General features: G+C 64.5%; 21 protein-coding genes. All 21 read left to right on the top strand.

Annotation, left to right across the window (positions count from 1 at the left end; translation table 11 throughout):
* The 21 genes from K323_RS0103185 (at position 1) to K323_RS0103285 (ending at position 17,718) form a co-directional block, all read left to right on the top strand.
* Complete coding sequence (locus tag K323_RS0103185; RefSeq protein WP_084696996.1) at positions 1–1,329, top strand: FliI/YscN family ATPase; 1,329 nt, start codon at positions 1–3, stop codon at positions 1,327–1,329.
* Entirely contained in the window at positions 1,329–1,763 is a 435-nt protein-coding gene (locus K323_RS0103190; RefSeq protein ID WP_026851165.1) for a flagellar export protein FliJ, read from the top strand. Before K323_RS0103185 ends, K323_RS0103190 begins: the two co-directional genes overlap by 1 nt.
* A complete protein-coding gene (locus tag K323_RS24020) occupies positions 1,760–2,473 on the top strand; it encodes a C40 family peptidase (RefSeq protein ID WP_051147173.1) in 714 nt (237 codons plus the stop codon). The genes K323_RS0103190 and K323_RS24020 overlap by 4 nt, the downstream gene beginning before the upstream one ends.
* Complete coding sequence (locus K323_RS0103200; protein ID WP_022883844.1) at positions 2,470–4,110, top strand: flagellar hook-length control protein FliK; 1,641 nt, start codon at positions 2,470–2,472, stop codon at positions 4,108–4,110. The genes K323_RS24020 and K323_RS0103200 overlap by 4 nt, the downstream gene beginning before the upstream one ends.
* A 32-nt stretch (positions 4,111–4,142) precedes the next feature.
* Positions 4,143–4,601, top strand: a complete 459-nt coding sequence (locus K323_RS0103205; RefSeq protein ID WP_022883845.1) for a flagellar hook assembly protein FlgD — start codon at positions 4,143–4,145, stop codon at positions 4,599–4,601.
* 29 nt (positions 4,602–4,630) lie between these two features.
* A complete protein-coding gene (locus tag K323_RS0103210; protein WP_022883846.1) occupies positions 4,631–5,800 on the top strand; it encodes a flagellar hook protein FlgE in 1,170 nt (389 codons plus the stop codon).
* A gap of 106 nt (positions 5,801–5,906) precedes the next feature.
* Positions 5,907–6,140: a flagellar FlbD family protein gene (locus tag K323_RS0103215; RefSeq protein WP_022883847.1), complete on the top strand. Its 234-nt coding sequence runs from the start codon at positions 5,907–5,909 to the stop codon at positions 6,138–6,140.
* Complete coding sequence (locus K323_RS24025; protein ID WP_022883848.1) at positions 6,140–6,904, top strand: motility protein A; 765 nt, start codon at positions 6,140–6,142, stop codon at positions 6,902–6,904. Before K323_RS0103215 ends, K323_RS24025 begins: the two co-directional genes overlap by 1 nt.
* Positions 6,901–7,716 (top strand): OmpA/MotB family protein, encoded by an 816-nt coding sequence (locus K323_RS0103225; RefSeq protein ID WP_026851166.1) that lies wholly within the window; start codon positions 6,901–6,903, stop codon positions 7,714–7,716. Before K323_RS24025 ends, K323_RS0103225 begins: the two co-directional genes overlap by 4 nt.
* 58 nt (positions 7,717–7,774) lie before the next feature.
* Positions 7,775–8,710 (top strand): flagellar motor switch protein FliM, encoded by a 936-nt coding sequence (locus K323_RS24030; RefSeq protein WP_022883850.1) that lies wholly within the window; start codon positions 7,775–7,777, stop codon positions 8,708–8,710.
* Positions 8,710–9,414: a flagellar motor switch protein FliN gene (fliN, locus tag K323_RS0103235; protein ID WP_022883851.1), complete on the top strand. Its 705-nt coding sequence runs from the start codon at positions 8,710–8,712 to the stop codon at positions 9,412–9,414. The genes K323_RS24030 and fliN overlap by 1 nt, the downstream gene beginning before the upstream one ends.
* On the top strand, positions 9,414–9,851 hold the full coding sequence (locus tag K323_RS24035; RefSeq protein ID WP_022883852.1) for a FliO/MopB family protein: 438 nt from the start codon (positions 9,414–9,416) through the stop codon (positions 9,849–9,851). The genes fliN and K323_RS24035 overlap by 1 nt, the downstream gene beginning before the upstream one ends.
* A 74-nt stretch (positions 9,852–9,925) precedes the next feature.
* The gene (gene fliP / locus K323_RS0103245; RefSeq protein WP_084697014.1) at positions 9,926–10,705 is read left to right on the top strand and encodes a flagellar type III secretion system pore protein FliP; all 780 of its coding nucleotides are present in this window, start codon (positions 9,926–9,928) and stop codon (positions 10,703–10,705) included.
* Positions 10,705–10,980 carry a flagellar biosynthesis protein FliQ gene (gene fliQ, locus K323_RS0103250; protein ID WP_022883854.1) on the top strand — a complete coding sequence of 92 codons (276 nt, stop codon included), beginning with the start codon at positions 10,705–10,707 and terminating at the stop codon, positions 10,978–10,980. The genes fliP and fliQ overlap by 1 nt, the downstream gene beginning before the upstream one ends.
* Before the next feature lies 1 nt (position 10,981).
* Entirely contained in the window at positions 10,982–11,740 is a 759-nt protein-coding gene (locus K323_RS0103255; RefSeq protein WP_022883855.1) for a flagellar biosynthetic protein FliR, read from the top strand.
* A complete protein-coding gene (locus tag K323_RS0103260; protein WP_022883856.1) occupies positions 11,741–12,844 on the top strand; it encodes an EscU/YscU/HrcU family type III secretion system export apparatus switch protein in 1,104 nt (367 codons plus the stop codon).
* A gap of 1 nt (position 12,845) precedes the next feature.
* The gene (locus tag K323_RS0103265; RefSeq protein WP_022883857.1) at positions 12,846–14,891 is read left to right on the top strand and encodes a flagellar biosynthesis protein FlhA; all 2,046 of its coding nucleotides are present in this window, start codon (positions 12,846–12,848) and stop codon (positions 14,889–14,891) included.
* The gene (locus tag K323_RS0103270; protein ID WP_157509327.1) at positions 14,866–15,861 is read left to right on the top strand and encodes a hypothetical protein; all 996 of its coding nucleotides are present in this window, start codon (positions 14,866–14,868) and stop codon (positions 15,859–15,861) included. The genes K323_RS0103265 and K323_RS0103270 overlap by 26 nt, the downstream gene beginning before the upstream one ends.
* Complete coding sequence (csrA, locus tag K323_RS0103275; protein ID WP_022883859.1) at positions 15,861–16,097, top strand: carbon storage regulator CsrA; 237 nt, start codon at positions 15,861–15,863, stop codon at positions 16,095–16,097. Before K323_RS0103270 ends, csrA begins: the two co-directional genes overlap by 1 nt.
* A gap of 255 nt (positions 16,098–16,352) precedes the next feature.
* Positions 16,353–16,823, top strand: a complete 471-nt coding sequence (locus K323_RS29995; RefSeq protein WP_022883860.1) for a hypothetical protein — start codon at positions 16,353–16,355, stop codon at positions 16,821–16,823.
* Positions 16,824–16,926: 103 nt separating this feature from the next.
* Entirely contained in the window at positions 16,927–17,718 is a 792-nt protein-coding gene (locus K323_RS0103285) for an HNH endonuclease signature motif containing protein (protein ID WP_022883861.1), read from the top strand.
* Positions 17,719–17,845: the final 127 nt, after the last annotated feature.

Below are 17,845 nucleotides of genomic sequence, written 5' to 3' on the forward strand. Positions count from 1 at the left end.
ATGACGGGAAGCCGCATGCGGCTGCGACTCGACTCCGCGCGTGCCGCCGCCCGCCCGGAGCGCGTCGGCGTCGTGACGTCGATTGTGGGCCTCGGAGTCGAGGTGAGCGGCGTTCGCGCCGCTATCGGCGATCTCATCTCGATCGGTGACGACCCCCGCATCGATGCCGAGGTCGTCGCCACAACGCGGGAGGGGCTCCGGTGCATGCCACTCGGACGCCTGACCGGTGTCAACGTCGGGGCGCCGGCGCGTTCGTCCGGTGCACCCCTGCTGGTTCCAACCGGCGGTGGGCTGCTCGGCCGGGTTCTGGACGGGCTGGGGCGCCCGATCGACGGCAAGGGACCCCTCGACATCGACACGATGGTGCCGCTGCACAACGAAACGCCATCGGCCATGCACCGCGCCCGCATCGACACAGCATTGCAACTCGGAGTCCGAGCCCTCGACACGCTCACCACAGTCGGAAAAGGGCAGCGACTCGGGCTGTTCGCCGGTTCAGGGGTCGGTAAGTCTTCGCTGTTGTCGATGATTGCCAGGGGCACGGATGCGCAGGTGTCCGTCATCGCCCTCGTCGGCGAGCGCGGCCGCGAAGTGCGCGAATTTCTCGAAGACGACCTCGGCCCAGAGGGCCTGGCCCGCTCCATTGTCGTGGTCTCGACCTCGGATGAACCGGCGCTGATGCGGATGCGCGCGGCCTTCGTCGCCACCAGGATCGCGGAATCCTTCCGGGATGCCGGCGCCGACGTGATGCTGATGATGGATTCGCTCACCCGCGTTGCCATGGCGCAGCGGGAGATCGGGCTGTCGGTGGGGGAGCCGCCCGCAACACGGGGATACCCGCCGTCGACCTTCTCCGTGCTCGCGCAATTACTCGAGCGCGCGGGCACCGGGCGGACCGGTTCGGTGACGGGCGTGTACACGGTGCTCGTCGACGGTGACGACCACAACGAACCGATCGCCGATTCCGCCCGCTCCATTCTCGACGGACACGTGGTGCTCGACCGGAAGCTCGCCATCGTCGGGCATTTCCCCTCGATCGACGTTCTCGGATCGATCTCCCGGGTCGCTTCCAGAGTGAACCCGCCGGAGCGGACCGCCCTCGCCAACTTCCTCCGAACCGTGCTCGCCGCGCGCGCCTCGGCGAAAGACCTTCTCGATGTTGGCGCCTATCAGCCGGGGACCAATCCCTTAGTGGATGCGGCCGTCGACCACGATGGCGCAATCAACTCTTTTCTGAGACAGCGCATGGACGACCAGACACCAGCCGCAGAGTCCTGGGACCGGCTGAGTCGGCTGGTCGCGTTGCCCGGCATGCGAGGCGGTCACTGATGGGGCGTGCATTCGCGTTGGCCGGGCTGCTCCGCCTCCGCCAGCTGCAAAAAGATCAGGCTGCAAGCGAACTTGCTCAGGCTCTGGCCCGCGCGAGCGAGAACAGTGCCCGCCGATCCGGGGTTCGCCGGGCACTCGGCGGGACACCGACCGAAGCGACGAGCACGGAAGCCATCTACGCGATCGCGGCCGCGCGGGCATCTGCTCGAAGCATGATCTCCGACCTCGACTCCCTCGGGCGCCGGCACGAGGCAAACGCCCACGACGCCCAGTTGGCCTTCAGCGCGGCCCTGCGTACGTCACGCGCTCTGGAGAAGCTGGAGGACCGTCATTCGGCGGCGGTCGTGAACGAGGACCTGCACGCCGAACAGATAGTCCTCGATGAGATCGCCTCGACCGCGTGGCATCGCGAACGGAAAGGGACGCCGCAATGACGATGACCGACGCACTGGGGAGAATCGAGCAGATTCAAACGACTCTGCTCCGAATGGCAGACCCCAAGCCGCCCGTGATCGCCACCGACACGAAGACGGCCGGAGCCTTCGCTGAGGCGCTTGCCAACGTCGGTACCGTCGGCATTCCGGATGCCGGCGTGACCAATCCCGGTGGAGCGAGCGGAACCGACGTGGTCGCCGCAGCCAAGAAGTATCTCGGCGTTCCCTACGTCTTCGGGGGCGAAGACAGCAGCGGAATGGACTGCTCCGGCCTGGTGCAGCGGGTATATGCCGATCTCGGCATCGAGGTTCCCCGGCTGGTCTCTGGTCAGATGACCATCGGCACCGAGGTGGGTTCGCTCGCCGAGGCGCAGCCTGGTGATCTGATCGTCACAGCCGGAGGAGATCACATTCTGATCTACGCGGGAGACAACAAGGTCATCCACGCGCCGTACGAGGGTAGGACGGTCAGCCTGGTCAACGCATATATGACGGATGCCGACATCGTAACGATCCGCCGGGTGATCCCGGAAGGCAGCACGGCAGCGAGCACTGCCGCAAGGATGTCTTCAATTCTCGGCGGCACCGGTTTGGGCGGCAGCGCATTGGGCGGCAGTGGCTTTGGCGGCAGTGGTTTCGGGAATCTCGGCGCGAGCTCGGATGTCCTGACAGCGGCATTGGCTCGCTTCAACGGGGGAGTGGCGCGATGAACAGTTCGCTCGGAGTTCTCGCATTGACGACGCCCGCGGTCGGGGTGGTTCGCCGCTCCGGCGATGCCCAGGCAGCTGGAATATTCGCTGCAGTCATGGTCGAAGTGCTCGACGAGCACCAGGGCGCTGCTTCCGGGCGCGGGCCGGCAGGTGCTGCCGCGGATCCGACACGACCGTCGTTCGCGATGGGTTCCGAATCGGCTCCCACAGGATTTTCTCCTGCAGCACAGGCCGTCGCATCATGCGACACCGGCTCGGCGGGGACAGCCATCGCAGCCGTTCCGACTGATGTTGTTCCGGCTGACGTTCTTCCTCCCGACGCCGCTGAGCCTGGTGTGACCCAGCCAGTGGTAACCGGAGTGGAGCCCCTCCCGCCGCACACAGCCGTTGCTGGCACGAACGCCGCTGCGCCAGCAGCGGTAGCCACGGTGAACGTCGCAGCCGTTGGAACGTCACTGAACACCACGGCAGGCACGGCGGTTGCAGGCACGGCGGTTGCAGGGTCGGGGGCTGCCGGCGCGGCCGTGCCCACGCCGGCGAACGGCGCCGGTGGTACTGCCGCCATTGCTTTGGAAGTCGGAGTGCCGCGCACGACCGTGCAGACAACGGCGGTGGCGACTGGTGCGGTGCCGACAGGTTCCGTGCCGACAGGTGCTGTGCCGACGAATACAGCATCATTGGACTCCACGGGCGCACACGCCGGGATGGCCTCGGCTCAGGCGAATATTCAGCCAACGACGCAATCGGGACCTCCGGCAGCGACACTGGCCACCCAGCCACAAACAACTGCTCAGTCGCAAAACACTGCTCAGTCGCAAGGTATGGCCCAGGCCCAGGCGACCCTTCCGCCGAGCAACGCTATGAAGGCTGAGCCGACCCCCGTCGCAAAGACGCCAGCGGCATCGGCGGAACGTTCTGCTACCGCCACTGCAGCCGCCACCGCAGCCGCAACCACTTCTGCGCCCAACCCGGGACCCTCTGCTTCGCCTCAGTTCGCATCGTCCGTCCCAATCGCGCACACCGCCGCCGCCGCTACTGCTGCAACCACCGCCGTGGCCCCAGCAGAGAACAGCACACCGATTCCGGCCGCGCTCGGCATCTCCGACCGCTCAAACGACCGCTCAAGCGGCATGCCCGTTCCCGTGCAGAACGCCTCCGTCCAAGTCGCGGCCACCGTTGCGACGCCGGCTCCACAGGTCGTGCACCACACGCCTCCCGCATCGCTGCCGCTCACACCCCAGATTGCCGGACCAATCTTCACTCTCGCCGGCGCAAAGCCCGGCGAGCACATGATGACCATCAGCGTCGCGCCAGACAATCTCGGCCCTGTAACTGTGCGCGCGCACCTGGGCGCCGATGGGTTCAGAGTCGAGTTGTTCGCCCCAAACGATGTGGGGCGTGAGGCGCTGAGAGCGATCCTCTCCGATCTGCGCCGCGATCTCGCCGGATCCGGAATGAACGCCAACCTCAGCCTGTCCTCGCAGAACACCCCATCGGATCCTGGCACCGAACGGCAAGGCAGGACGCCGGCCGACACACAGGGCCCGTCAGAAGGCCACCCGCCAGAACCTGCTGTGCAGGATGCCTCCAGAACTATCACATCAGGGACGGCGTCGACGCTCGACGTCCTCGTCTGAACACCGTCACCGCCGAAGAGGAGAAACGAACTATGCCAATCGACGCAGTCGCCACCAATCCGACCGGGATGTACTCGACGGCGCCTACCAGGGTGCCGAAACAGACCATGGACTCCGAGGTTTTCATGTCGCTGCTGGTGACTCAGCTTCGCAACCAGGACCCGAGTTCCCCCATGGACACCAATCAGATGATCTCTCAGACGACGCAGCTCGCCATGATGGAAAAGCTCACCGAGATGTCGATGACCAGCAACGAGAACTTCTCCCTCCAAATGCGCATGGCAGCAGCTTCCCTCGTCGGCCAGGAGGTCAGCTACACGGGCCCGGACGACATCACGGTCACCGGAATCGCCACCTCGGTCTCCTATGCGGGGCCGGTGCCCATGGTCACTGTCGGTGAGGAAGACATCCCTCTTGACGCGATCTCAGGCGTCACCACACCGCCTAACACGACCGACCCGACCACGCCCACAGCTCCCACCAACAGCTAGTACTATCCCTCCAACCGAAAGGCAGAACCATGCTTCGTGCTCTTTACTCCGGAATCTCCGGGCTCCGCTCCCACCAGACCATGCTTGACGTGACCGGCAACAACATCGCCAACGTGAATACCACAGCCTTCAAAGGTTCAGCGGTGCGGTTCCAAGACACACTGTCCCAGATGTCGCAGGGCGCCGCTGCCCCACAAGGCGGAATCGGTGGCGCCAACCCGGCCCAGGTCGGCCTCGGCGTGCAGGTTGCCGGAATCTCGACCAACTTCGTGCAGGGGTCAGCACAGTCCACCGGTCGCGCGACCGACATGATGATCAACGGCGACGGTTTCTTCGTCACCAGCCTGGCAGGGGAGACCCGCTACACCCGTGCCGGTTCCTTCGACTTCGACGCCGACGGCCGGCTGGTGACGGCGGACGGCGCTATCGTGCAGGGCTGGAACGCCGTCAATGGGGAGATCAACGGGATGGGAACGATCGGCAACATCTCCCTCCCGCTCGATGCCGTCGCGCCGGCGAAAGCCACCGACAACGCCGCGCTCGGCGGTAACCTGCCCTACGATGCCGCAGTGGGGGACACGATCGTCAAGGACATCCAGGTCTACGATGCTGCCGGAACCGCGAGCATGCTCGAACTGACGTTCACGAAGACTGCAAACGCCGGCGAATGGGATGTGTTCGAGGGGGCAACCGACATCGGACCGATCACATTCGCCGCGGACGGGTCGCTCACCACAACGGCGCCTTTGACTGCGGGCGCCATCACCGTCGACGTGGCGTCGCTCACGGGGTACGCCGAACTCTCCACCCTCGAGTTCGTGAGTCAGAACGGCCGCGACGCCGGCGTGCTGGAAGGATTCAGCATGGCGAAGGACGGCACCCTCGTCGGGTCGTACAGCAACGGTACGTCCGAGGCGCTCGGTCGCGTCGCGTTGGCGACGTTCGCCAACCCCGGCGGCCTCGAAAAGACCGGCGGATCTTCTTACCTCGCGACGTTCAACTCCGGAGTCGCGGAACTCGGTACCGCCAACACCGGCGGGTTCGGCTCGCTGTCGAGCGGCAGCCTGGAGATGTCGAACGTCGACCTCTCTCAGGAGTTCACCAATCTGATCATCGCTCAGCGCGGTTTCCAGGCGAACGCCCGCATCATCACCACGTCAGACGAGATTCTGCAGGAGCTCACCAACTTGAAGCGATAGTCACCTCGAGTCGTCAGGCCACCCGGTCGCTTCCTTACCGGGCGGCCTGACTGGCCGACAGTACCGGTCGACGGCTGGCAGAGCCGCTTGAACAGGGGACGACTCGATGATCGTTGTGACACGGCTGAACGACAGCCAATTTGCAGTCAACCCCGATCTCATCGAACGGATCCACGCCAGCCCAGACACCACGTTGGTCATGGTCGATGGCGCAAAGTACATCGTCACGGAGTCCATGGCGGAAGTCATTGAGAAAATCGCCGCGTATCGCGCGCAGGTTCTCTCGCTGGCTCGCGATCTACCGGTCACTGTTCACCCCATTCACCCGAGGAATACCTAATGGATCCCGCCACCCTGATCGGACTGTTGCTCGCTTTCGGAGCACTGTTCGCCATGATCACCCTCGAGGGTGCCCATGTCACGTCGATTCTGCTTCCGGCGCCGATGCTGTTGGTCTTCGGTGCGACGATCGCTGTCGGCATTGCAGGGGGAACCCTGCGCGACGCCCTCGTTGCTGTGAAATCGTTGCCGCGCGCCTTCACCGGCAAGCGCACTCCGCCTGCGGAGATCGTCGAGCAGGTCGTGACCCTGGCCGAGACGGCCAGACGCGACGGACTACTCGCGCTGGACCAGGCCGCCGAAGATATCGAAGACCCGTTCATGCGCCGTGCACTCCAAAACATCGCAGACGGCACGGACGGCGATGAACTGCGCATCCTGCTTGAGGATGAAATCGCAACGAAGGCGAGCACGGAGCGAAACGCCGCAAAGTTCTACACGAGCATGGGCGGATACGCTCCGACGATCGGGATTATCGGCACGGTGGTTTCGCTTACCCATGTGCTGGAGAACCTCAGCTCGCCGGAAAAACTCGGGCCGATGATCGCAACCGCGTTCGTCGCGACGCTCTGGGGGTTGCTGAGCGCCAACTTCTTGTGGCTTCCGATCGGCGCCAGACTGCGTCGACTGGCGGAACTCGAGACAGAGCGGATGATTCTTCTCATGGAAGGCGTCCTGGCGATCCAAGCCGGAAGCCAGCCCAGACTACTCGGTGAGCGACTGCGTGCCATGCTGCCGGCCGAGGCGATCAAAGAGGCGGCGTGAGCCCTCGGCCTCGTCGTCGGAACTTCAACAACGACGGCGGCGAAGAACACCCAGACGAACGCTGGATGGCGTCGTATATGGACATGGTCACTGTACTCATGTGCATGTTCATCGTGCTGTTCGCCATGTCCTCCATCGATGAGGCGAAGTTCGAAGCCTTGCGGCAATCCCTGGCCACCGGATTTGGCATCGTTGACGGGGCGCCATCCGCGCAGGCTGTACTGGTCGAACCAGTTCTGCTCCCTCCCATCGCCGAACCTGAGGGCCCTGGGTACAGCGCCGTCGAACTCGCCGAGCTCGAGCTGGACGACCTCGAAGCTCTCAGAGATTCGATCGACGCCAACCTGCACGAGCGCGGTCTCTCTCAGACGGTTGAGTTCACCTTCGACGAGCGGGGACTCACCGTCGGACTGGTCGGCTCAGCGACGTACTTCGCCCCGGACAGGGCCGACCTCAGCGAGATGGCCAAGGCCGTTCTTGACTCCATCAGCGTTGTACTCGCTCCGACCGCTCGAGAAGTTTCCGTCGAGGGACACGCCGATCATCACGGGCAGACGGTGAATTTCCCAACGGATTGGGAGCTCTCGGCAGGGCGAGCAGCACGGGTTCTGCGCCATCTGGTCGACGGCGGAGGTGTCGCCGCAGATCGCATAGGGGCAGTGGGCTACGGTGCGGCCAGACCGATCGCCAGCGGCTCTTCGCTGGCGGACATGGCGAAGAACCGTCGTGTCGACGTCGTTGTACTCTCCGACGAAGCAGAGAATGTGCGCAACCTGATCCCTTCAATAGTCGCCGACGAGCCACCCAACTAGGGATCTGGGTGGACCAGTCCGGCTAACATCCCCGTTCCGCCTGCCGATAGTGCCGAATGTGAAGGTCCAGGAACACAGCACCATTGGTGCACCCCCAAAATCGGCCAAGCCCATCGAAGTCTATGACTTCCGCCGGCCGACCACTTTGGCACGCGAGCACTCCAGAGTGCTTGAACTGGCCTTCGAAACTTTTGCCAGGCAGTGGGGCACCCAGCTCACCGCAAAGGTCCGCGTCGTGTCACTCGTCTCCTGCGAACACGTCGTCATGCAGACCTATGACGAGTACGCCGCGTCCTTGCCAGCGACAACGGCCATGGTGCTGTGCACCCTCGATGGATCGCAGGCAAAGGCCGTCCTGCAGTTCCCGACGTCGTCCGCGCTCTCCTGGGTGAACTACATGCTCGGCGGGAACGGTGCAGCGGTCACCCTCGAACGAAAGTTCACCCAGATCGAGGAGGCCCTGGTCCGGCAGCTGATGGACGATGCCCTCGAAGATCTCAAGTACTCGCTCGGCACGGTCCTGGTCGTCCCCATCACCGTCAATGCGATTCAGTACAACTCTCAATTCGCGCAGGCCGCCGCGACCTCAGACCTCATGATCGTGGCCACATTCGCCATGAGGGTTGGCGAGGCAACGGGAATGGCCACCGTCGCAATACCCGTTGATGTTCTGCTGCCGCAATTGGGTGAAGCAAACCCCGTGGTCGTCACGGCCAATGCACGGGAACTGGTTCAGGCCCAGGTGGCCTGGGCGCCGGTCGAGGTATCCATCCAGCTTGCCCCGGCAATGGTGCTGCCAAGAGCGATCCTCGATCTCGCCGTCGGCGACGTCCTGCCGATCCCGCATCCGCAGCACCGTCCCCTTGATGTCGCCGTCGGGGGACAATCTCTGGCTCAGGCCGCGCTGGGTGCCAACGGCTCTCGCCTGGCCTGCGTCATCACAAACAGCGTCGTCTGTCCGAACGAAAAGACCATCATCGAGGAGACCCCGTAATGCCTGCACAGATCAAGACTCTCCCCGTCGAGGCCGTTGAAGCGCTTGTCCAGGTGCTTCCAACGGCCATCGTTTTGAAGGCCAAGCCAAGCGCCGCCGTGGGAGCGGAGCACGTCAGTACCGCCGTTGTCGCGTCATTCGTCGGTTCGTCGTCCGCTGACATCGCCGTCGTCGTGCGCGACGAGAGCATACTGCGGGCAGCTGCCGGCACGGAGTCCCCTCTCGTGTCCAGTGCCGACGTGCTGAAACCAGCCCTCGAAGCTGCCACCGCCGTGCTCGGGGCCGGAGTACTCGGCGACACACGCATCGAAGACGCGGAAGCCCTCTTCGCCGACCCGGACACCGCAGTGTTCGAACTGAGTGACAAAAGCGCCGTAGCCGGCTGGTTCGCCATCCGCCTCAGAAAGGCCGGAAACTTCGGCGCAGCGGCGCGTCAGAGCTCGGACTCCGTCGCGAACAACCTCGGTCGGATCAGTAACGTCGAAATGGCTCTGACCGTTGAAATCGGCCGCACCCGCATGTCCATCCGCGATGTCCTCGCGTTGGAGACCGGGGCGGTCATCGAACTCGACAGGTCGGCTGGAGCTCCCGCTGACGTCCTCCTGAACGGCCGGCTCATCGCGCACGGTGAAATCGTCGTCGTCGACCAGGACTATGCAGTCCGGATCACCAAGATTCTCGACGTTGCAGAGGGCATTGTGTGATGGACGTCGTCTTCATCGCATTACGGGTCGCGCTATCGCTGGCCGTCGTGCTCGGACTGCTCTGGTACGTGCAGAGGCGATGGGCACGGAAGGGCGGACGGCGTGCCGCGGCCAACATCGTGACGGTCGTCGGCCGACAGGGGATCGGCCAGAAGGCGTCCGTCGTCGTCGTCGACATCGAGGGATCGCGCTTCATTCTCGGCGTGACGGAAGCGTCTGTGAACGTTTTGCACAGCAACGTGTTGCCGGACGATGAGAGTACCGCCTCCGCTTTCGCCGCATCATTGCAGGATGCCGCTCGGGACCAGGTCGGTATCGAACCTCCACTCGCGTTCCGCCCGAGACGCCCACGACACGCACCAGGCAAGTTGGGCGGCTCGATCCTATCTCCGACGACCTGGCAGCAGACGGCAACCGTGCTGCGGCAGGGGCGGTGAACGCCGAAGCGGCATCCTCGAATCGCTTGGCGGGGGCCGCCAGGACCGGCATCCTGATCCTTCTCGGACTCGGGATGGTCGCCGCACTCGTCATGCTGAGTGCGCAAGCCGGGTATGCGGCACCGGAGGACCCGATCGGTCCAACCGACCCTCAGCCACCCACCGACCCGAACGCACCTGGCGGAGGCGGGCTCACCGTCGAGATCAACGGACCGAACGGTTCGCCGTCTTCGGCGATCGTCACGCTCATCGGGATCACGCTCCTTTCTGTGGCCCCGGCGCTGCTGCTGATGATGACCTCGTTCACCAAGATCTTCGTCGTGCTCGCCATGACGCGGAACGCGCTCGCCCTGCCGTCGATCCCCCCGAACCAGGTGCTCGCCGGTCTGGCCCTGTTCCTGTCGCTGTTCATCATGGCGCCGGTGCTGACTGACATCAACTTGCTCGCCGTCACGCCATACCTCGACGGGCAGATCGACTTCACCGCCGCGCTCGAAGCGGCATCAGACCCCCTCAGAACGTTCATGCTCGCCCACACCAGGGAAGAAGACATTGCCCTGATGACACGGGCCGGCGGAGGAGAGAACCCCGCAACCCCCGCAGACGTTGAACTGACGACCCTGATTCCGGCCTTCATGATCTCAGAGTTGAGAGCAGCGTTCATCATCGGCTTCGTCATTTTCATCCCGTTCCTCGTCATCGACATCGTGGTCTCCGCCGCGCTGATGTCGATGGGCATGATGATGCTGCCGCCCGTGATGATCTCCCTTCCATTCAAGATCCTGCTCTTTGTGCTGGTCGACGGCTGGGGCCTGATCATCACCTCGCTGATCACCAGTTACCGGGGCGGCTGATGGACGCCAACGCGGTACTCGACATCGGGCTGCAGGGCCTACTCATCGCGGCCAAACTCTCGGCACCGGTGCTCATCACGGCGCTGGTCGTCGGTTTTGCCATTTCATTGCTGCAATCGATCACGCAGATTCAGGAAGTCACCCTCTCCTTTGTGCCGAAGGCGGCAGCCGTCGCCATCGCTTTGCTGGTCTGCGGTCACTGGATGATCTCGGAGATGGTCTCATTCACTCACCATATGTTCGAGATGATCCCTTCGCTCCTCGGTACGGGCTGAGATGAATCTCACGCTGGGCTTCGAGTGGCTTGAAGCAACCATGTTGGCCGCCGTGCGCATGGTCGCATTCCTCGTGATCGCACCCCCGTTTTCGCATAACGCCATTCCCGCGCGGATCAAGGCGATGCTCGGGATCGGATTCGCGCTCGCGGTATCGCCGCAGGTCGTCCCCGGGTATGTGTCGCCGGACACGGCCGGCTTCCTGCTCGCGCTTGTCACGGAGATCGTGGTCGGTGGCTTGCTTGGCTTTCTGGTGATGCTCGTCTTCGCTGCTGTGCAGTCCGCTGGAAACCTCATCGACATGTTCGGCGGATTCCAGCTCGCGCAGGGTTTCGACCCGCAGTCGATGATCAACGGCGCCCAGTTCACCCGACTTTTCCACATGACGGCCATCGCTTTGCTCTTCGCGTCGGGCGGGTACCAGTTGATCATCGGTGGCCTCATGCGCACGTTCACAGCGTTGCCGATTGGCGAGGGCATCGATCTTGGCGCCTCGGCGGAGGTCATGGTCGGCGGCGTAACGCAGATGTTCGTCGCATCCGTCCAGATCGCCGGTCCGCTGATCGTTGTCCTGTTTTTGGCCGACGCCGGCCTCGGCTTGCTCACCAGGGTGGCGCCGGCGCTGAATGCCTTCGCTCTGGGCTTTCCACTGAAGATTCTGCTGACTGTCGTTCTCGGATTCATGGTTTTCGTTGCATTGCCCCAGATCGTCTCCTCGCTGACCGATCAAGCCGTCGACCACGTGACTGGGGTGAGGTAGGTGCCAGACGAACCTTCGGGCGAACGCACAGAGCAGGCCACTCAGAAACGGATGAAGGAGGTCAGGTCCAAGGGCCAGCTCTCCAAATCTCAGGATGTGACCGCGTGGCTCGGTGTCGGCGCGGCGGCCGCCATGCTGCCGGCTACGATCGCGGCCGGCGCCGATGCCGGTCGGGTGCAGGCTGCCGTGTTTGAGACCCTCGCCGCCGACCCGGAGCCCGCGCTGGCTGTCGAAGCGCTCGGCACCGGACTGGAATCGATCGCAACGACGATCGGCCCCCTCCTTCTGGTGGTTCTGGTCGTCGTGCTGCTCGGCGCCGCAACGCAAGGCGGCATCCATTTCAAGAAATTCACCGGGAAGTTCGAGCAGTTCAACCTCGTCACCGGCGCCAAGCGGACGTTCGGCGTGCAGGCGCTCTGGCAGGGTGCGAAAGCATTGATGAAGACCGCGGTCGTCGGCCTGGTCCTCTTCGTTGTGGTGCAGGGACTCGCACCGGTCTTGATGACCGCTGGAGGGCTGCCGATCGCTGCTCTCCTCGAAGCGGCAGGCGCCAGTTCGGCGTCGCTGCTGCAATCAGCCGTGGCCGCCGGATTGATCCTCGCCGTCGCCGACGTGTTCGTCATCATGCGGCGCAACCGGAAAAAGACCAGGATGACCAAGCAGGAAGTCAAAGACGAGAACAAGAGCACCGACGGTGACCCTTTGATCAAGTCGCAACGCCGCTCGCGGCAACTGGCCATGAGCAGGAACCGGATGATCGCGAATGTCGGATCCGCTGATGTCGTCCTGGTCAACCCCACCCACTTCGCCGTCGCCCTGAAGTACGAACCGGGCAAATCTGCTCCCCGCGTCGTCGCGAAGGGCGCAGGCGCCATCGCCGTGCGCATCAGGGAACGGGCGGAGTCCGGACGCGTGCCCGTTGTGCGCGATGTTCCACTCGCGAGGGCGCTGCACGCTGCCTGCGAGATCGGGCAGGAAATTCCGGTCGAACTCTACAACGCCGTCGCACGGGTGCTCGCCTTTGTGATGGCACTGAAGTCCCGCGGCAGCTCCGGGGGCGTTCACACCATGACAGACCTTTCCATGACAGCCGGAGGCCACTGACGTGAGTCGCAAAATCTTTCAATTCGCCGTCCCGGTCGGGGTAGTCGGCATCATCCTGCTCCTCGTCGTCCCTGTGCCCGCGTACCTTCTCGACCTGCTGATCATCGTCAACATCCTGTTGGCGCTTGTGATCCTGCTCACCACCATGTTCGTCAAGAAGCCGCTCGACTTCTCGGTGTTCCCCTCTCTGCTGCTGGTGGCAACGCTGTTCCGGCTGGGATTGAATGTGGCGTCGACGCGCCTCGTCCTCGGCGAAGGCTACGCCGGCCAGGTCATCGAGGCGTTCGGCCACGTGGCCGTCGGCGGGTCGATGATCATCGGCGCCGTGATCTTTCTGATCCTGGTCGTCATCCAGTTCGTCGTCGTCACCAAGGGCGCTGAGCGCGTTGCTGAGGTCGGCGCCAGGTTCACCCTCGACGCCATGCCCGGCAAGCAGATGGCGATCGACGCAGACCTGAACTCCGGGCTGATCACCGACACGCAGGCCAGGGAACGGCGCGCGGAGGTTTCGGCTGAGGCCGACTTCTACGGTGCGATGGACGGCGCCTCGAAGTTCGTCAAGGGTGACGCCATCGCCGGCCTCATCATCATCATCATCAACATCGTCGGTGGGATCGCGATCGGCATGATCCAGCGCGGCATGGAGATCGGCGAAGCGCTCGACACCTACGCTCTGCTGACTATTGGCGACGGCCTCGTCACGCAGATCCCTGCCCTCCTGATGGCGGTCTCGACCGGCATGATCGTGACCAGGTCGAACGCGGAATCCGACATCGGCTCGACAGCATCCGCTCAGCTCACCCAATCCAGGAATGCTCTGATGATCGCAGGGGCCGCCGCTATCGGAATGTCGCTCATCCCCGGCATGCCGATCATCCCGTTCATCATCGTCGGGGCGGCCCTGATGTTGATCGCCCAGCGAATCGCGGCCGGTAAGGCGGCGGATATCGCCGGGCAGGCCGCAGAGAAGGTCGCGGCTCCTCCGCGGGCGGACACCCCGGAAGATCTGATCGAGCAGATGCGGGTGCACGCACTCGAGATTCTGCTCGCCCCAGACCTGGTGGATATCGTCTCCGGTTCGTCGGATGATCTGCTGGCACGAGTGCGGGCCCTGCGCCGCAAGATCGCCCTCGACCTCGGGATCGTGGTGCCGCCGGTGCGTACCAGGGACAGCGTCGACTTGCCTCCGGCGACCTATGTCATCCGTATCGCGGGAGTGGAGGCTGGGCGAGGCCTGGCTCCTGGCGGGAAGGTGTTGGCCCTCGGCGAGGCCCTCGACGCGCTGCCGGGCGCCGCGACCGTTGAGCCGGTCTTCGGACTGACCGGCAAATGGGTGCCGGCGGAAATGCGCCACAGCGCTGAAATGACCGGGGCGACCGTCATCGACCGGATCTCGGTCGTCGTGACGCACCTTTCCTCGATCATCACGAACCACGCGGCACGGCTGCTGACCAGGGAGGATGTGCGCATTCTCACCGAGGGCGTCAAACAGGTCAACCCGGCCGCCGTCGACGAACTCATTCCCGGGATGCTGTCGCTCGCCGAACTGCAGCGGGTGCTCCAAGGGCTGCTGGTCGAGCAGATCCCGATCAACGACCTGCCACGAATCTACGAGGCGCTGTCGTTGCGAGCGAAGGTGTCGACGGACCCAGAGGGCTTGGTTGAGGCAGCGCGGCAGGCGCTCGGCCCCGCGTTGACCGCGCAATACCTGGACGAAAACCTTCTGCGGGTGATCATGATCGACCCCGTGCTCGAGCAATCGATGCTCGAGGCCATGCGTCCGTCCGAGCAGGGCATGCAGATCCTGCTCGAGCCGACGCAGATCGAAGCCGTGCTCAACTCGCTGAGGACGGCCGTCGCCGCGGTGGAGGCTCAGGATCACACAGCTGTTCTCGTCTGCGCGCCGACGCTCCGGCCCGCCATTCGCCGCATGGTCTCCGGACAGGCCGGAGGCTTGCCCGTCCTGTCGTATCAGGAGGTCACCTCGGCAAATGTGAGCATTGAGACGGTGGGAGTGGTGCGTGGAACCGACGCGATTTCAACTTGAGGGTCCCAATCTGGCCGACCTGAAGACCCGAGTGCTCGCAGAGCACGGTACTGAAGCACGAATCGTCGCCGCTGAACGCGTGACGGTCGGCGGCATCCGCGGCTTCTTCGCCCGTCAGCACTACGAGGTCACGGTGGAAATCGGGCCGAACCCGGACGAACGTCGCCGGGGGGCGCATTCGCGCCTTGATCTGCCGACCAGGCTCGGCATCGCCGCCCTCCTCGAGGAGGTGGACGACGCAGAAGCGCGAATCCACGCCCGCCCGCGCACCGAAGCGATGTCCACCAGTTCACCCGACTTCGCGACCTTGATGGACGAGTTGACGTTCAGCGCCGGGCTCCCGCCTGTCGCTTCTCCGCGCGAGCGGGAGCACGGGGATGGGCCAGAGCACGGTGATGACCGCGAGTTCGAGTTCGGGACTGTCGAATCGACAAGTTCCTTGCCGCCCCTGGCCGCACCGCACCCGCTTTCCGGAGCCGGGGACCTCATCGTCCTCATCGGCCTGCATGACGACCCGGTCACCCTGGCGCAGTCGATGCTGCCCGCCGTGGGATCGGCGGAGATCCGAGTGGCCGGTGCTCTTGAGGGGCCAGGGCTGGAACCCACGTGGGACCGCAGGAGCGTGTTGGCCAGCCGAGCGGCAGGAGTCGCGCGCGGGCACTCGCTGTTGGTTGCCTTCGGGCTCGGCTCCGGCGTTGGGGATGACGTGCGCGCTCGGGCCAAGGCGATCGCGACGATAGGGGCCGATCAGATCTGGGGCGTCGTCGATGCCGGCCGCAAGGCAGACGACACTCTGAACTGGGTGCGAGCCATGCAGGCGTACGTGCACATCGACGCGTTGGCCGTTGTCGGCAGCGCGAGTACCAACTCTCCTGGGACCGTGAACGAGATCGGCACTCCGATCGGCTGGGAAGACGACCAGGCCACGACGCAACACGACGGCTTCCCGGCGTCGCGTAGGCTGGGATGATGCTGGTTCTCACGCGCAAACCGGGAGAGAAGATCCTCCTCGGTGACGACATCGTCATCACCGTTCTCGACGCGCGCGGCGACAGCATCCGGATCGGAGTTGAGGCGCCGCGCGGGGTGCGGATCCAGCGGGAAGAGGTCGTGCAGGCCATCGCGGAGGCCAACCTTGCGGCTTCCCGTGCCGACCAGTCCGCTGAGGAGCAGCTGAAGGCCTCACTCGGGCTCCCGCCCTCCTGAGAGCGCGCCGGCCCGCCTGAGCGCGCGCCCGCCTGAGTCTGCCCGCCTGAGCCTGCCCGCCTGAGCCTGCCGAAGGGGCGAGACCCCGTTCACTGCGCCCGCTGACGTTCACTCCGGCTTCCGTGCCTTCCTGAAGAGCAGGTTTTCGGCGCCATCCACGACCCATTCAACTTTCTCGAATGTTGTTACGGACAAACGATGATTCCAGGCGCAGTTTCCTAGTCGTTCTGTTCGACTTGTGGGAGAATTAGAGCTATGACATCGACCGCAACGCAGCAGCTGTTGAACGGCACGGGGACCTTCGCCGAGGAGTGGGAGGGTGCGTGCGGGATCGCCTCTGGCCCCGATGCGGATGGGGGCGAGGCAGATGCTGATGCGCAGGCGGCGGGGATGAATGATGACCGGGTGGTGGGGTTGATTGAGGCCGGGTTCGCCGCGCGTCGTCAGCAGGATGCGTTCCTGGCCCGGCTGGCAGCGACGGTGGAGCATCGGTCTCGTCCGTCGCTCGGCGCAGATGGTCTGGCGAAGCGGTTCGGGAATCGGAATGTCGCGCAGTTGCTCGCTGACCGGGGCCGGATCACAATGGCCGAGGCTTCCCGGCTGGTCCGCGTGGGCACCGCGACGGCGGCGCCGGTGTCGTTGCTGGGGGAGCGGCGCCCGGTGCCGCACCCGGCCGTCGCCGACGCGCTGGCCGCCGGACACTGCCGGTGGATTCTGCGGATGTGATCGTGTAGAACCTGGAGCAGGCCAAGAACAACGCCGACCCGGAGGATTTGATGGTCGCGGAGGAGTTCCTGGTGGTTTCGCGGGGGAGAATGCGCCGGATCTGGTGCGGAAGCTCGCGATCCGTACCAGGGACAGTATCGACACCGATGGTATGGAGCCGCGGGAAGAGGAGTTGGTGGCCAAGCGGGGGCTGTCGCGGATCAACCGGCGGGACGGGATGGTGCGCTACGTGCTCGATGCGGACCCGGTCACGGCCGGGTATTTGGACGCGTGGGTGAATGGGCACGTCGGCGCCGACCTGCGAAAGCCCCGGTTCGTGGAGAACCGCACCGCGGAGAACGACGACGGCTACGCGGATGGGTGTGACGGCGGGCACGAGACCCTGGAGACTCGCACGATCACCCAGATGGCCGCGGACGCCGTTGTGGACCTGCTCCGGTTCGGGCTCTCCAACCCGGAGGGCATGGGCCCGTCGGCGCATTCGACGATGGTGGTCCGGATGGAGCTCCAAGACCTGCTCTCCGGGCTCGGCGAAGCACAGATCGATGGGGTGGAGCAGCCGATCAGTGCCGGGACGGCGCGCCGGTTGGCGGCGGACGCGGATCTGGTCCCTGTGGTCCTCGGTGGTGACAGTGAGGTGTTGGATTTGGGGTGTGACCGGCCGCCGGTGTATACCGAAGCGCACCACATTCACTGGTGGACGTACGAGAACGGGCCCACCGACCTGGACAACGGGATACTGCTCTGCTGGTCCCATCACCACATGATCCACAACCAAGGCTGGTCGATCAAAGTCATCGACAACGTGCCCTGGTTCATCCCACCACCATCGATCGACATCCAACAGAAACCCCGCCGCGGCGGCAAAATCAGACCACCCAGGTCTGCCGCCTAAAAGACTCCGCCCAGCAGGGTTTTGGCATCATCGCTGGTGTGTTCGCGCGAGTTGTGGTCCTCCACAGCCGTTCACGTTGCGAGAGTCTCCACAGATGAATCGCTCTGACGCCTCTGCAGCCTCACTC

It is taken from the genome of Glaciibacter superstes DSM 21135, assembly GCF_000421145.1.
Lineage (GTDB): Bacteria > Actinomycetota > Actinomycetes > Actinomycetales > Microbacteriaceae > Cryobacterium > Cryobacterium superstes.